The sequence below is a fragment of the Vibrio scophthalmi LMG 19158 genome, from assembly GCF_000222585.1.
GTDB lineage: Bacteria > Pseudomonadota > Gammaproteobacteria > Enterobacterales > Vibrionaceae > Vibrio > Vibrio scophthalmi.
Genome location: NZ_AFWE01000029.1, coordinates 35,160 through 51,828 on the forward strand (window position 1 = coordinate 35,160; position 16,669 = coordinate 51,828).

The window sequence follows — 16,669 nt, forward strand, 5'->3', positions numbered from 1 at the left end:
CTCAGTAAAGGAAGCAAACATGAGCGATAAACCAAAACAAGGTCAGTGTCCTGTCATGCATGGGGCGGCGACTAATCAGCAAATGGCCGAACTCGATTGGTGGCCTAAAGCATTGAACCTCGATATCCTCCACCAGCATGACAACAAGACCGATCCAATGAATGATGGTTTTAGTTACGCTGACGCGTTCAATTCGCTTGATCTTGACGAGTTGAAGAAAGATCTGCTCGACTTTATGACCGATAGTCAAGCCTGGTGGCCAGCGGACTGGGGACACTACGGCGGTCTGATGATCCGCATGGCATGGCACTCTGCTGGGACGTACCGAATTGCGGATGGGCGAGGTGGTGCCAGTCGCGCTAACCAAAGATTTGCGCCACTAAATAGCTGGCCTGATAATGGAAATCTTGATAAGGCACGTCGCTTATTGTGGCCACTGAAAAAGAAATACGGTAACAAAATATCATGGGCGGATCTTATTGTACTGGCAGGGACGATGGCCTATGAATCGATGGGGTTAAAGACCTATGGTTTTGCCGGTGGACGCGAAGATATATGGCATCCAGAGAAAGATATTTATTGGGGGGCGGAAAAAGAATGGCTGGAACCCAGTGGTGGTGAAAATAGTCGCTATTCAGGAGAACGAGATCTCGCTAATCCACTCGCGGCGGTAATGATGGGGCTCATTTACGTTAATCCTGAGGGCGTTGATGGCAAGCCCGATCCGATTAAAACCGCCCACGATATGCGCGTTACCTTTGCTCGTATGGCGATGAATGATGAAGAAACGGTTGCCTTAACCGCTGGTGGTCATACGGTAGGTAAAGCTCATGGTAACGGGGATGCGTCACAGCTTGGCCCTGAGCCTGAAGGGGCTGAAATTGAAGATCAAGGTCTTGGCTGGCTGAACAAAACAGGCCGAGGTATTGGTAGAGATACGGTGACCAGTGGCGTTGAAGGCGCATGGACGACCCATCCAACCAAATGGGACAATGGCTATTTCCATCTGTTATTCACTTACGATTGGTGGGTGACTAAAAGCCCTGCAGGCGCCGCGCAATGGGAGCCGATCAATATCAGTGAACAAGATATGCCCGTCGATGTGGAAGATCCAACCATCAAGTGTAATCCAATGATGACCGATGCGGATATGGCACTCAAATTTGACCCTGAATATCGCAAAATAGCGGAACGCTTTCGCGATAACCCGGATGAATTTGCCGCAACCTTCGCTAGAGCATGGTTTAAGCTTACTCACCGAGATCTTGGGCCGAAGTCGCGCTATCTTGGCCCTGATGTGCCGAGCGATGATTTGATTTGGCAAGATCCGGTGCCGAGCGTTAACTATCATCTCAGCGAGGATAATATTGAAAGCCTTAAACAGGCCATTCTCAATAGTGACATTACAATCAGCGATCTGGTCACAACCGCGTGGGACAGTGCGCGCACCTATCGCGGTTCAGATCGAAGAGGGGGAGCAAATGGCGGACGCATTCGTTTATCACCACAAAAGGACTGGCAAGGTAATGAGCCTGAACGATTAGCGCGCGTGCTTAAACAGCTTGAAACAATACGTGCCGAGTTAGACTCGCCAATTAGTATGGCTGATCTGATTGTGCTTGGCGGTGGTGTCGGTATTGAAAAAGCCGCCGCTAAAGCTGGGATCAAGATTGAAGTACCATTTGCACAAGGTCGCGGCGACGCATTGCAAGTGATGACGGATAGTGAGTCTTTTGATGTTTTAGAGCCGATCCATGATGGTTTTCGTAATTGGCTTAAAGATGATTATATCGTTAGCGCAGAAGAATTACTGTTAGAACGCAGCCAATTGATGCAATTGACGGCGGCGGAAATGACACTGCTCGTCGGTGGGATGCGAGTATTAGGGACGAATCATGGTGGCAGTCAAACCGGTGTACTAACCGATCGGGTTGGCGCGTTAACCAACGACTTTTTTGTCAACCTTACTGACATGAACTTCACTTGGCATCCAGCCGAGAATGGCTTGTATGAAATCCGTCAAAGCAACTCTGGCGAAACAAAGTGGATCGCCTCCCGAGTCGATTTGGTGTTCGGTTCTAATTCCGTACTGCGCGCCTATTCCGAGCTGTACGCTCAAGATGATAATCAAGACAAGTTTGTGGCCGATTTTGTCGCCGCTTGGGTCAAAGTGATGAACGCGGATCGTTTTGATCTATAACCTAACGTAAGCAGACGTCTAATAGACCAAACAAAGCCCTCATATCATGGTTGATTGAGGGCTTTTTGATTACACGTTAGCCGATACTTTCTCACACCCAGCTTTTACGTCAGCAAACGGGTAGGGAGCCAACTTACCGAAACCCGTCATCTTGGTGGCTTTGAGCCTTGTCGTAAGTGGCGTAGAAATACCGCAGAGGTAGCGAGCAAGCGCCTCAACGGTGATCTCGGTATGGTTTGATTTACCGGCATTGAGCAATGGCTGACACCAATGCTGCAATTGAGAGAGTTCTATTTCTGGCAACGAGTTGATATTGGGTAGTACAGCGGCATGCCCACGACACACTGAGCAATGACCACACTGCACGGGCGCATGCTCATCGGCAAAATAATTGGCCAGTCGATGGCTTAAACAAGTTTGGCTTTCAAATAGAGTTAACATCGCGTGGACACGCTTAATTTCCGTTTCTTGTTTGGTGATAAACAAGCGGTGAATAGCGCGACTTAACTCAGCGGCATTATTGCCCTTGCAGGCGGCAGGATTACACAGACGAAATACATCGGTCATCTGTTTGCTTTCGAGTGTTATCCAGCCTTTATCAGCAAGATAATCCAATGCAGCGACTGCGCGTTGACGCTCGGCATGATAGGTGTGCCATAGCGCATCGAAGTCGACAGTATGCCAGATGCGTGATTTTGCCGATGCACTAAATAGCGCCTCAATAAAGGCTCTGCGCTCACCGTCAAATTGGGCGATGATCTGTTCCACAGGCACTAATGTCTTAAATCGATAATCAGCAAAGTAGCTGTATTGCGGTTCAATCACCTTTTCGAGCTCTAGATAGACCAACAAGGTTTTGAGTGGCAACTGGCGGATATTGCAGTCACGAGACAGATTATTAAGCATCACTTCCCATGACTGTCCAGATTCTGTTTGACCTATCTCGTCAATGACGGCATGTATAGCGGCTAAATCGGGCGTATCACCGTAGACAAAGTTTTCTAGAACGCTTAACGACTCACGGTTGGCGAGTACGGAGCAGATCGACGTGTTTCCATCGCGACCCGCTCGGCCAATTTCTTGGCTGTAGTTCTCAACCGACTTGGGTAAATCGTAATGAATCACAGCGCGAATATCAGATTTGTCGATACCCATCCCAAAGGCGATGGTAGCCACGATAACGTTGATCTTACCCTGCATAAAATCGTTTTGGATTTTTTGCCGCACGTCACTGTGCATACCTGCGTGGTAGGCTGTGGCCGCTGCACCTTGTTCACTGAGGTAACGAGCGACGCTTTCTGCTGTGTTCTGCAAGGTGACATACACGATCGTTGGGCGCGGCGATTCACTATTGATCAGTTCGAGTAACTTGTTTGGCTTCTCAACTTCCGGGCATGGCAGTACATTGAGATCGAGATTCTCTCGGTAAAAGCCGGTTACCACGATATCGTCGGGCTTGATGGCAAATTTAGCGCTCATATCCTCAATGACTTGTGGGGTAGCGGTGGCCGTTAGAAGTAAAACTTGTGGGATATTAAGTTGCGCACAATAGACCGGAAGTTTTAAATAGTCGGGTCTAAAATTGTGCCCCCATTCAGAAATACAGTGGGCTTCATCTACCACGAGGAGTGAAATAGGCACAGAAGAAATAAACTGACGAAAGCGTTCGTTTTTCAAGCGCTCAACTGAAATCATCAGGATCTTCGTCTCTCCCGCTTTCACCGCTCGCATCACTTCGCGCGATTCGTCATAGGTTAATGAAGAGTCAATCGATGCCGCGGCAATGCCTTTGCTGTTTAGAAAATCAAGCTGGTCTTTCATCAAAGCTAATAGCGGCGAGATCACTAAGGTTAAATGCGGCAGATGCAGCGCGGGGAGTTGATAGCACAGTGATTTTCCGGATCCTGTGGGAAAAATAGCGGCGGTTGAACGGCCAAGTAAAACCTTTTCCACCACCTGTTGTTGGCCGCCACGTAAGCTTTCAAAAGCAAACACATCTTTGAGTGTTTTTAAATAGGTCATATCTTTGTTCATGCCAGCCCTGCCAATCGAGAAATCTTAATAATGTGAAGTTTACCTGCCTACCGAGGCGACTTCGAGCTTAATGCGCTAAAACCGAGAAAGAACAGAAGAAATCACAGCATAAGCGAAGTAACGAAAGTGATAGAGTTTGAGATCTTGTCTCTTTTACTGAAAAGATACATAACACGATAGCCATCAATCTTTATTCACTCAGCGACATGCTTTGCTTTGATACATAAATCAATCGGTGTACATTGCTCGGTACAGCATGCGGGTTGTTTTGGCTGTTAGGCGAAAAGCGATATATCAAAAATCATGCAGAATAAAACTGGGCAAATAACCAGACTCAAAAAAAGAAATGTTAAGTGAGAATCGATAGATGTTGGTTGAAAACAAAGAAAAGAAAGTCATTTTTCATGGTGAGGCGGAAAACCTTGTTACACAAAACCCTAAGTTGGCTGAGATGTGTTTTATTCCTTGCCAAGAAGAGCTCGATCTCACGTTTATCCGCGAGTTGACGTTAACGCTAGGGCAAGAATTGCCTGCATTGTTTGTTGAGTTCATCCAACAGTGTGGTGGCTTTGACGTAGGGCGTGATTTTAGTTTTCCCTGTGCTTATCGACATGATGATCCGGTTAAGCGGATTTTGGAAATTAACCTGCCGATGACGTTTACTGACGGTCGCCAAACATGTTCTTATCCATTTCATCTATTTGAGGGCTTTCTGCTGCCGGGTGGGGATGGTTACGAAACCTCAGTTTCAGTATTAGAAATGTGTTTTGGTTACGGAGAGCACCAAGATGCGTTGCAAGGACGAGATTGGCGCAAGCTGGTGCCTTTTGCGAACAATGATGGTGACGTACTGTGTCTTGATTTTAATCAGGGTGGTGAACCCAGTATTGTTTACGTGACTTATGATGGTGTGGGCATTTACCCAATTTTACCTAACTTTACGGCATTGCTATTAGCTCTGGATTATAAAAGCTAACACTGGCTTAGACTCGTTCTAATTCAATCGATGAAAATGACGAAGCCCTTTCGGTTAGGAAAGGGCTTTTTATTTACACTCAATTAAAGCGTGGGGTAGGTGGAAGGAAGAATAGGACTAACTAATCCATGCATCTTCCGATTTAACCTGTTTTTCTTTACGTGGTTTACCACTGAGCATGTAGGCGATGATCAGCAACACAATCAGTAAGCCAAAAAACGCCATGATGCCAAGGTTAATAATGGTACTTAACGCTTGTTTGGTCGTAAGCTTTTGCGTCACAGTGAGCGCGACCTTATTATCCTCATTGCTGAGATTTAAGATGGTGACGTCAACCACTTGTTGTGCCGCTGTGGTTTGCAACGGTAGCAATTTATTCAAGCGTTCGATTCGTTTGTCGCTATTGCCTTGGTCTAGAGATGCTCTGAGGGTCGCAATCTCGTACAGGTCCGCGCTTCTTTCACCAGACCAATCAAGTGTAATAGAGGCTTGTTGCGGCTTTGTTGGGGATAATGTAGCTTTCGTTGCCTGCCATACTTCATCTTTTAAGTGACGTAGGTCTGCACGATAACCGCCGATATCATCGGTATTGCGTAGCGCAGCATCGTGGTCAACAACAATCCCTTGGAGTGCTTCATTCCAGCATTGTATGGTGTCACAACTGCTGCTGGTGGCTTCGTTCCATAGTAGAGCAAATTCTTGCTTAAAATCTGAACAGGCGGTGTTGAGGCGCTCATTATGAATTGAGTTGTCGTTAGCGTTGCTCTTATCAATGGATTCATCAGGCTTTGATGTTTCAATAGGGCAATAGGGCGCAAAATGAGTCGCGATTGCTTGTAGGCTTTCAACGGTAAACATCATCATTTCACTGCGATGGCGGATACGTAGCTTAAAGCCATCAGGAGAGAACTGTTTTTGCATCTTAGCAACTTTAACCATGTAGCTGTAGAGTTCTTCCGATACATCAGGTGTAAAGTCAGGTTGGGTGGTAATAAACAGCTGGTACGCTTCGATTGGTGCCGCATCCGGAGTCACTTGAAGATCTTCACTCGTTAGCGCGTATTCGAACTGTTTACAATAAGCGGCAGCGTTATTCTTGTCGTGGCTATCTAAACACAAGCGTGGTTGAGTAATGGATAAGCGGTCGCCGACTTTAAGCTCGCTAGTTGGCCAATCATAAGGCCCGTTAATCTTGTAAGACGTGCTGTTATCTAACATCGCCAAACTGGCATCTCGCCATTCAAATTTGGTGTTGGCGGCGATGAAAAAGCAGCCAAGCAATAGCCCCATTGCTGCGGCAAGATATTGTGGTTTTTTCTTGATTGCATCTTGATCTGAAAGTTCATTTAAGCCAATGCGCACCACCGCCGATTGACTCTGTTCAATTTCAAATTGCACATCTCGATTTAGAGTGATGTTATTTTGCCATTGGCTTGGTATCCACGCTTTCGTCGCTTCACCGTTAGGCGCGATAAATACGATCCAAGTTTTGTTGCCGGTTGTGTCAATCGCTTCAACTTTACCAAAGTATCGATTGACCACCATGCTTGCCGGATCTGCCGTAGGGCCTTGTCGTTTAAGCAGCAGTAATGTCACTAGGCTAATAACCACAAGAATTGCAGCGCTTAGCCAAACGGGCTCAATAGTGAAATCGAGTTTGTTGATATGCGAGAAAATAGCCGTCGCAATCACCAACAGAATCGGTACGAGGAAGTTGTAAAAAGGGGCAGAGAGGTAGCGTGATTCTATCAGCGTTGCCGGGCGCTCGGATTTTAATACCGTGTGAGATATAGGGTCTACATCGCGGTGGGACGCTCTCGGCGCTCTATCGCCTTGCGACTGAGTTTCCGGCTTTATCGTATTACTAACTTGCTCGTTTAGCGCTGACGTAACGGTTTGTTTGGCCGTCACTGATTCAGTGTTGCTTATTGGCGACGAGGTTTGATCGTTAGCATCATGTACTGCTGTTTGGTCGCTTGGAGATAGCTCTTCACTTGATTCTTGAATTGGTGCTTCTGCGAGAGTGTTATTAACATCATCGACAATAGAATAATCATTGAGGCTTATGACGATCATGACATTGTCGGCCAAAACGACTTCAGCGAAGGTGGTTTCAAGGTCGAGATAGTTGAACGCTTTCTCTGGCAGGATGACGAGATAGTCAGCTAGAGCTAAGAAATAGGCTTCTTCACCGTTGTTATCTTCCGCGGCAATAGAATGAACCTCAAATTGTTCAGTGATGTAGTACACCTCTGAGGAGGTCGCTTCTAACTCCAAGAGTTCAAATATGGCGGTCCGCTCTTCATCGGAGAGTTCGCTATCGCGCTGAGTACTCAGTAACTTAGCTTTCTGCTCTTCTAAAAGAGCTTTATTATTTTGGTTTGAAAAGTAAGCAACGATGGCATAAATAAAAATACCAATTTGGACGATAATTAATAATTCTTGCATGAAACCTTAAAATCCTTGTTAACGCCGAGATGATTCCCCGATCTAATTTTTAACCAAAAAACGTGATGCATATAGTCTCATTGTTTACTTGGTGGTATTAAAAATTACTCCAATAATTGTGACTCGTTACGCTGTTTCATTCATCCTATCTCTATGTTTCGATTTGATTATTCCTTCTCATATAGCCTTGACGTATCAATCGGTGGTCTATACTTCTTGCAATCAATTTGAATCGTCGACGATTGACTGATGACTTTTAATCTGAAAATTCGATGGTTTTCTGCCGATAGGTTGCTTCCGCTTACGTAAGTAACATCAACCACTCTCTAATCAATAAGAAGATAGTGCCATGAACAAACATGCGTTTTCACTCCATAGTCAATATTACCCAACGGGTGATCAGCCGACCGCGATTGCAAGTTTAATGTCGGGTTTAGAGCAAGGGAAAAAACATCAGATTCTGAAAGGTATCACAGGGTCTGGTAAAACTTTTACCATGGCAAATTTAATTGCGAGAACCAAAAGACCGACATTGATCCTCTCGCATAATAAAGTGCTCGCCGCACAGCTATACGAGGAAATGCTCTCTTTCTTTCCCGATAATGCGGTGCATTTTTTCGTCTCTTATTATGATTACTACCAACCTGAAGTGTATATCCCGCAAAGTGACCGCTTTATCCGTAAAGACACGGCGGTAAATGAGAGGCTTGAGCGGCTAAGACTTGCCAGTACCAAAGCGCTTATCGAGCGACGAGATTCCATTATTATTGCCTCTGTATCTTCAATTTACGGCTTAGGTTCCCCTGAACAATATAGGGCTCTGCAAATTCATTTAGATGTTGGTCAAGCAGTGGCATTGCCAGATCTAATCGCGCGACTTGAACAGAACCAGTACCAAGCGTGTAAAGATGTGGTGAAAAATGGCAGCTATGCACTCAACAGCGACGGTTTAGATATTTTTCCGGCAGATTCATCTCATGATGCGATTCGTCTGACAATTACTGATGGTTGGCTTGAATCGATTGAGCGAATTAACCCGAAAACACGAGCAAGGCTAGGGGCATTAGATTCTTATACTGTCAGTCCCAAAACGCTCTATGCCGTTTCAAAGCAGCAAGTTGAAAGGGCGATATCTCAAATAAAACAAGAGTTGGAACTGCGTTTAGAAACGTTAAACCAAAATCAGCAATGGCAAGAGGCAGGTCGGTTAGAGGAGCGTATTACTCGCGATATAGAGCAATTAGTGACTCAAGGTTACTGCTCGGGCATGGAAAACTACGCGCGTTACTTTAACCCACGTGAAGAGGGGTCTCTGCCGACAACCTTATTGGATTATTTGCCTAAAGATGGCTTATTACTCATCGATGAATCTCATGTGATGATCCCGCAAATATCCACTATGGCTCGTAGTGATGGCGCTCGAAAGCAAACCTTAGTGGATTATGGGTTTCGTTTACCTTCATGTCATGATAATCGACCACTAACATTTGAAGAGTTTGTTAAGGTCAAACCACAAACGGTGTTTGTCTCAGCGACCCCGGGGTCTTATGAGTTGTCCTGTACTCATAATCAAGTCGTGCCGCAAGTGATTCGTCCAACCGGTTTGTTGGATCCATTGATTGAGGTTCGCGTGAAATCCGATCAAGAAAAAAACCTGTGTCATGAAGTGGCGATTCGGATCGAAAATGATGAGCGGGTGTTGGTGACCACATTGACGAAAGCACGCGCGGAATCGTTATCAAATCAGCTCAATGATAAAGGGGTTTCAGCTCGATTTCTTCACTCTGACATCACAACTGCGGATCGGGTTGCTTTGATCAAGGCATTTCGTAAAGGTGAATTTGATGTCCTGATCGGTGTAAACCTAATACGTGAGGGGCTCGATATTCCAGAAGTGACGCTGGTAGCGATTTTGGATGCTGACAAAGCTGGATTTCTACGTAGTGAAAGTGCGTTGCTGCAAACCATTGGTCGAGCCGCACGTAACACCAAAGGGTTGGCCATCTTATATGCTGATAAGGTGACGCCAGCAATGCGAGTCGCGATTGATGAAACAGAGCAAAGGCGCCTTATTCAGCAAGAATACAATCTTGAGCATGGTATAGAACCACGCAACCCAAGTCGTACGATTGTCGAAGCAGATGAGCCTGTTGGGCCAAACCCGTTAACCCAACATTTAACGACTCTAGCGCAATGCCATGAACTAACACAGGTGTGTGAAGAGATAAGAGTATTAGAACTGAAAATGATGCAAGCGTATGAGGCGCACCAAACAGAAGAGGTTGAGCAGTATAAGCAACAACTTCAACAGTGTTATCAGCACATGATCAGGGTGTAGTGAGCCTCTACCAAGCCTAAGCCCATTGGCGTGCACATAGTTTGGTGAGGCTAGAGAGCTTTGCCATGCGGTTGTGTGAAGAGCTGTTATATGAAGAGCGGCTATGTAAGGAGTTGTTTAGTGTATTTGGCTGCTCGCAAACTTCGTATTGATATTTTTAACTGTAATGTATTTACTTTGTAAATTATTGCTTATATATTGATTTCGTTGCTACGACAATCCACTGATTAATAACCGCTCATTAGGAGCCAAAGATGTTTTCAACTTTAGCCCAACAATTTGCTGCTTATAGCCAAATGCTGTTTGGTGCTTTGTCGTGTTTAGCAAAATCAACCACAACGCTTGCAACATCAACAATTTCAGTCGTCGTCCTAGTCATTATTAACTAGGCTGGCGGCATCTTCCGTCAGCCAAGCTGACGGAGGAATCGCATACATCAATTCTTCTTTTTTTCTCCCCAGCAAATCTGACGGTCCATAATAAAAAAGCGAGTTAGGCTAAATCTAACCGCATAAGGACGGTACAGTGAAAAATCAACACACAATAGCGATAGGTTTAATGACCTTTGCCATGTTTCTTGGCGCAGGGAACATCATCTTTCCTCCTTTCTTAGGTTTGGAAGCGGGGACCATGTACCTTCCTGCCATGCTGGGTTTTTTGGTTACAGCAGTGGGCCTACCAGCGTTAACTTTGGTGGTGTTCGGCCGTTTGAGTGACAGTGCGCAATTAACCAAAGCGTTACCTCAACCACTGGCAATTGCGTTTTGGGTGTTGTTGTTTACTGCGGTTGGGCCAGCATTTGCCATGCCGCGCGCAGTAACCGTTGCGTATGAAATGGGGATTAAACCTTTTGTTGAAGGCGACCACTTGCTGGTTTTTTCAATAATCTTTGTGACAGCAACTTTGCTGCTTGCTTTTCAACGCGGCAAGTTGGTCGATTACATCGGTAAAATCATGACGCCAATTTTAGTGATCATGTTAGCCCTATTGGCAATCGCTGCGTTCATTCAACCATTAGGCCCACTCAGTGTGCCAACCTTGGATTACCAGCAAAGAGCGGTAACCAGTGGATTGATTCAAGGTTACATGACGATGGATGCGATTGCGGCCGTTGGTTTTGGTTGGATCATTATCAAAGCGATCCGAGATAGAGGATGTGAGTCGAACAAAGATATCTTTAACGCGACGCTGAAAGTGACCTTGGTTTATGCGTTGTTAATGTCGGCTTGTTACCTTGCCATGGCCTATGTAGGTGCGACATCAGCGTCGATTGCCGATGGTGCGACCAATGGTGGTGAACTGCTAACGCGTTATGTTGCTGCGGTATTTGGGCCATTTGGGCAATATTTGCTGGCAGGGATCATCATCATGGCGTGTTTAACCACCACGGTTGGTCTGACCGATGCATGTGCAGAATATTATCAGCAAACTTTCCGCTCACCGTTTAATCTTACCGCGACGATCGTTGTCGTGTTGACGGGTATCATTGCTAATTTTGGTTTGGATCAAATCCTCAAAGTAAGCTTGCCAGCGATCTTAATTTTGTGCCCAGTGGCGATTACTTTGGTGTTGACCGCAATGATATTGCCGACGACAAAACGTTTCAGTGCGCCCTATGTCATCATCGTATTGATTAGCTTGGTATTGGGTAGTTTAGACGCTCTGCATATTCTTGAGTTGTTACCGGAATCGTTGACGGCAATATTGAGTCAATATCTCCCTCTATTTGATGCGCACGGCAGTTGGTTCATTCCGGTATTTGCCGCAATTATGATTAGTAAGGCGCTTAATCGAGAGAGTGAGTTGTAAACATCTCGTAATCAATGCCAACTGGATAGATGCTATTTGTCATTGTGAAAGTGAATAAAAAAGCTCGTGGAAAACACGAGCTTTTTTCTGATTTAAGAGCGGTAATGGAGATTACAGTCCTTTGGCGTATTGCTTGTTGGTGGTGATCCCCGTTGCTTGTCGAATAAGCTCAAAGGCATGGGGCTGCTCGTCTTCTGCGCTATTTAGCGCATTGACAAATAACTCGACGAGCTCGACATTAGTGACGTTGTGACGTGTTTCAGTTTGAATATCACGCAAATCTACGAGCACGTCAGTAAGAAGCGTCGACAAGCGCTTGATGATCTCTAAGTTCAGTACGTTATGCTCGCCGTACACACTGTTGTGGCTGCCTTTGAGCTTTTGGATTACGTATGAAGTACCATTGAGATTGATCACCGAAGTGCGTTTGCTACAGCGCTTCAAACAGCCTTTGTTCACCTTAATCTTCTTACAGCCTTCCGTTTGCTGGAATAGGCATTGACGGCTGGTGAGCAGCGTATTTGGGTGGTAAACGTTATAGAAGGTTCTAAAGCCTTCTGGTCTCACCAACTTACGGATTTGTAAGAAGCTTAACTCGTCGGAAATAAACGCGCCGCGGGCTTGATACTGATCTTGTAAGCATTGCAAAGTGTACGAGTTGGCACTGTTCATTTGCGGCCCAGCAATCCAATCAATCCCCATTGTTTGTGCTAAGTAACCAACCCCGGAGTTGTTGGTGACAAGCAGAGTCGGGCGCACTTCCGATAAGAAGCGCTGCGCGGCTTGGTAGTCATCGCCGATCAGAACCGCTTGGAACCAAGGAATTAAGTGGGTGTTGGCTTTAAATAGTGTAATCAGAGCATCACATTCACTGGCCAGTCCCATTGGCAGCTCAAAATAGACATCGACGTCAGGGCGCACAATCGAGGCTGCATCTTGTTGATTTGAGACTAATACGGAGAGCTTAGTGACTGAGGGCTCAGCGTCACTCGCTGTGGATGCCACGATGGCTGGCACCTTGATGGTACTTTTCACCAAAGGCGCATTCGAAGGCGTGGAAACGTCAAAGTCACTAATGGCTTCTTCAACGCGATTAATGATGACAGATTTGTCGTCGTACAGTTTTTGTTTTACGGCTTTAACATCATCCACTGAACTGCATTGATAAACTTTAGAGAAGTGTGTTACCGCGTGATCTCTTGGGTTATTGATAAACATATCTCTACCAATCTCACCTTGCAAAAAGCCATTGGTAAAGTCGCGGTTAAATACGGTATAAAGTTCACGTGTATCGGTTGAAAGTACTTTGCCATCACAGTACTTATCGATCTGCTGGCGCCAGTTATCCACCACAGTATAAACGTAGTGAAACTTCTTAATTCGACCTTCCACTTTTAATGAGTAGACGCCAGCATCCGCCAGCGCTTCGAGATCATTAAAGGCAGAGTTGTCTTTCATGTTCAGTGGGTAATCACTGCCGGTTGGTGTGGTTTGGTACTGATCTCGACAAGGTTGGCTACAACGGCCACGGTTACCCGAAGCACCATTTTTGGCTGAACTCATGTAACACAGACCAGAAAAACCAATACAGTATGAACCATGAACGAACACTTCCATCAAAACATTGTGTTGATGACCAAATTGGGCAAGGTGTTTGATCTCATTAATGTTCAACTCACGAGATAAGTTTACTCGGCTAACGCCCAATTGATTGAGGAACAAAATTTGTCCTTCGTTATGGGTGTTTAACTGAGTTGACGCGTGCACATCCAGATCGGGAAAGTGACGCTTTATAATCGCACCCAAGCCGAGATCTTGAATGATCACACCATCGATTTGCGTGATGTTCAGTTCATTTAGTAAGCGCACGACCGCTGGGATCTCACTTTCAAGTAGCATGACATTCAGCGTAAGGAAGATTTTGCAATTATGCTGATGCGCTAATTCAAGCACGCCACGCAAATTATCTAAAGTCAGGTTAGTTGCTCTGTTGCGAGCGTTGAAACGATCGAGTCCACAATAAACCGCGTCAGCCCCTGCAGCAATCGCTGCTTTAATCGAATCTAAATCACCACCCGGCGCCAGAAGTTCAAATTGATCTCGTGTCACAAACTTATCTCTAGTCAGAATTACCCTAAATTGGCTTTGCATCTTACGGGTTTGAAGCAGGGAATCTAGCAAAAGTTGAGAATTGGCGTGACTTGGCACCTAGGTTAGTCGCTTTTAGTTGTATCACTAAACGGGTTTTGTCTATTCAAGCTGTTGTTTTGATTGCATATGTGTTTTTGTGCACTGGCCCGAATTTATTCGTGACTGAGCTTACTCATTTACCGCACAACGAAGAGAATACCGCCGAATTAAAGGATTATGGATCACTGATGTGATGCTGCATTGATGAATTCTGTTGTTAAGTTTGTGCGTTGGTGTGCCAGTGGTGACATCAAGTAAACACGCATTACTTGGGACGGATGAACGAGCCATGACATGTGTATTTTAGGATGATTGGATGTATTTGAATAACGGAATTAAGGCGTCATTTCTACTGACCTTACTCACGCTTGTCGGCTGTGAAAAGCAAGTGACGTTTGCGCCAAAGGAAGGCGATGAAAAACGCTATTGGGTTTATACCCACACTACGCAAGACATAGCCCAAGACTACGACACCGCGATGATCAGCGAAAGCTTAGTGCACTATCGAGTTGATGAGGTCGGTGACACACTAAAACTTCATATCACGCCTGAACACTTACAGTTCTCAGCAGGCTATTCATCTTTCTCGAGTGTCGAATTATCAAGTAGTCAGCAAAAGATGGTTCCGTTCTTTCAAGATGGTTTTGATGTTTCCTATAACATGGAAACGGGAGAGCAGATCGAGTTCAAAGGCCGTAATCAAGCGATGTGGGACGAGTTGGTTAAAAAACGTGGCGATGTCGTGCTTAACAGTTTGAAATCAACCATGAACGCACCCGGTTTATTGCAATCGCTGCCAACTAAAGTCGGTCGTCAGGTGACGCTAGATAACTTCAATGGTCGGTCAGTCACATTAACCGTGAACCAGCTGACAGAGAGCACACTGTTTGCAACAGTTTCTCTTGCGGACAAGCGTTCGGATGATAAGCAAGCGGATGACCCACAGACTCCCTCAAATTCGCACCACCAGCTTTATGGCAAATTGGAAATTGATCGTGCAACGGGATGGTTGAATAATCTTAATCTGGTGATGAATGTTCCGGTCGATGTGTATGGTGAAACCAAAGTCACTCAAATGACAGTCGCGATGCGTTCGGAAGAGCAACCTATAGGTGCCTTTAGCGATATTTTCGCTCACGCTTATTACGACGATGAGTTGTATTGGTACGATATTGAACCCATTCCTGAGGCCATCCTTGTGAAAGGGACAACAGTTGAAGCCGAAACCGGCAAAAACGAAGGTCTGCAAGACCAATTGACCCAAGACGACGTGATGCCTTACGAGCAAGGTATGTTTAATAAAGAAAACTCTCGTTCTGATGGTCAAGGATTTCGCCTCGCTTTCCCTACTCAAATTCCCCCTAATCAGGTGGTCGGCTATATCGCAATGCGCGATGTGCGCGCTTACACGAATAATGGCGATAAGATTGATCTTAAGCTTGTCACCCCCAACGCTTTGCAGTTCTTTGATGAGAACATGAATGTTAATGCCATGGTGCAGCCGATTGGTTGGAATAAAGGCGCTGAACTGAAAGAGATCAGCACATTTTCAGCCCATATTGATTACTATAAAGGGGCAATTGAATTGCACTCTTTGCCGTGGCAAGGCGGCAGCAGCCAAAGTTATCAAGTGGGCGATCTACAAGTTGCAATCAAAAAGGTGCCCGGGGCTGAGAATGAATACCGAGTGGAATATCATAATAGCGAGTACCAGTGGCTCGGTTTCACCATTGGTGGTGTTCAAGGCCAGATGGCATTTTCGCCCCCAAAAACGGGGCCAGAGTGGCTTTCTCCGGGGAGTCGTCAGTTATTCGTCCAATCAACACCGCCTGAACTGATTACTCGAACAATGAGCTTCAAATTTTCTGAAGAACCTAAAGAATTAATGTTTATTGTTCACAGTCAAAATGAAACGCCAAGCTTTTCGCAAGAAGTCGAGTTTTTGGATAGGGAGTGGTATTTGGCCAGTGCTGAGATGCCTCCGATGACGAACAATCTGAATCGTGAATATTATCCGCTAGAGAGTGACAACGTTGTAGAACAATGTACGTCAGCGTTCGATTTTCATGCCGATCATCGAGTGGCGACCGAATCGCTACAAAATGCGGTTGTCGCCTTACCAATGGAATGGGCGGCTTTATGCCAGTTCGATATTGTCAACGCACCCCAGGTGAATGGCAAGCCGCTAGAATGGAAACCGCAATCAGAAGTCGATAACGACTTACCGGGTGGACCTGTCACCATTGAACCAAACACAATAGCCTTCCAATTAATGACTCCAGATGGTGTACGACGTTATTTCTATGACATGGCGATCACTACGCGCTTTACATGCGCAGGGAAAACCAAGTGGAACCAAATGTCGCCGCCTTCTAGTCCAAAACCATGGTTGATTGATATCAGTGCAATTGAAGGATTTGATGCAAAGCAAACCGTGGCAGATTTTCTTGGGCGTTATCGAATCTTAGATCAACATGGCCAAAAACTAGTGCCGATTGATAAGCAAGGTGAGGTGCTAACAGCCAGTGATCGTTTGTTGTCTGAAATACTTTTCGCTCCGGGCTACCTAAAAATGTCAGGTTCTATATCACGGATTGAAGAAGTGATTGTGCAAGGTGAGCCATTAGAAAAGCAATTTGTTGTTCAATTCCCACCGCTGCCAAAAGGATAAGAC

Annotated in this window: 9 protein-coding genes; 6 read left to right on the forward strand and 3 right to left on the reverse strand. The window is 45.5% G+C overall.

Going from position 1 to position 16,669, the window contains the following annotated elements; all coding sequences use genetic code 11:
• Positions 1–82: 82 nt before the first annotated feature.
• Complete coding sequence (gene katG / locus RH88_RS01260; RefSeq protein ID WP_420895762.1) at positions 83–2,200, forward strand: catalase/peroxidase HPI; 2,118 nt, start codon at positions 83–85, stop codon at positions 2,198–2,200.
• A gap of 69 nt (positions 2,201–2,269) precedes the next feature.
• Here the strand turns inward: katG and RH88_RS01265 are convergent, their stop codons facing one another.
• Positions 2,270–4,234 (reverse strand): RecQ family ATP-dependent DNA helicase, encoded by a 1,965-nt coding sequence (locus RH88_RS01265; protein ID WP_005592903.1) that lies wholly within the window; start codon positions 4,232–4,234, stop codon positions 2,270–2,272.
• Between the two features lie 367 nt (positions 4,235–4,601).
• Here RH88_RS01265 and RH88_RS01270 point away from each other — a divergent pair, with 367 nt between their 5' ends.
• Positions 4,602–5,210 (forward strand): SMI1/KNR4 family protein, encoded by a 609-nt coding sequence (locus tag RH88_RS01270; RefSeq protein ID WP_005592905.1) that lies wholly within the window; start codon positions 4,602–4,604, stop codon positions 5,208–5,210.
• Positions 5,211–5,327: 117 nt separating this feature from the next.
• Here RH88_RS01270 and RH88_RS01275 read toward each other — a convergent pair whose 3' ends face one another.
• The gene (locus RH88_RS01275) at positions 5,328–7,658 is read right to left on the reverse strand and encodes a hypothetical protein (protein ID WP_005592907.1); all 2,331 of its coding nucleotides are present in this window, start codon (positions 7,656–7,658) and stop codon (positions 5,328–5,330) included.
• 349 nt (positions 7,659–8,007) lie between these two features.
• Here RH88_RS01275 and uvrB point away from each other — a divergent pair, with 349 nt between their 5' ends.
• From uvrB to brnQ, 3 genes are all read left to right on the forward strand, one after another.
• A complete protein-coding gene (uvrB, locus tag RH88_RS01280; protein WP_005592908.1) occupies positions 8,008–9,996 on the forward strand; it encodes an excinuclease ABC subunit UvrB in 1,989 nt (662 codons plus the stop codon).
• A gap of 254 nt (positions 9,997–10,250) precedes the next feature.
• Positions 10,251–10,385 (forward strand): hypothetical protein, encoded by a 135-nt coding sequence (locus RH88_RS23990; protein ID WP_005592909.1) that lies wholly within the window; start codon positions 10,251–10,253, stop codon positions 10,383–10,385.
• A gap of 136 nt (positions 10,386–10,521) precedes the next feature.
• A complete protein-coding gene (brnQ, locus tag RH88_RS01285; protein WP_005592910.1) occupies positions 10,522–11,805 on the forward strand; it encodes a branched-chain amino acid transport system II carrier protein in 1,284 nt (427 codons plus the stop codon).
• A gap of 111 nt (positions 11,806–11,916) precedes the next feature.
• Here brnQ and RH88_RS01290 read toward each other — a convergent pair whose 3' ends face one another.
• Positions 11,917–13,914, reverse strand: a complete 1,998-nt coding sequence (locus RH88_RS01290) for a peptidase U32 family protein (RefSeq protein WP_040757792.1) — start codon at positions 13,912–13,914, stop codon at positions 11,917–11,919.
• Positions 13,915–14,311: 397 nt separating this feature from the next.
• On the opposite strand from RH88_RS01290, the gene RH88_RS01295 reads away from it, so the two are divergent.
• A complete protein-coding gene (locus RH88_RS01295) occupies positions 14,312–16,666 on the forward strand; it encodes a hypothetical protein (RefSeq protein ID WP_005592912.1) in 2,355 nt (784 codons plus the stop codon).
• The last annotated feature ends 3 nt before the right edge of the window (positions 16,667–16,669 follow it).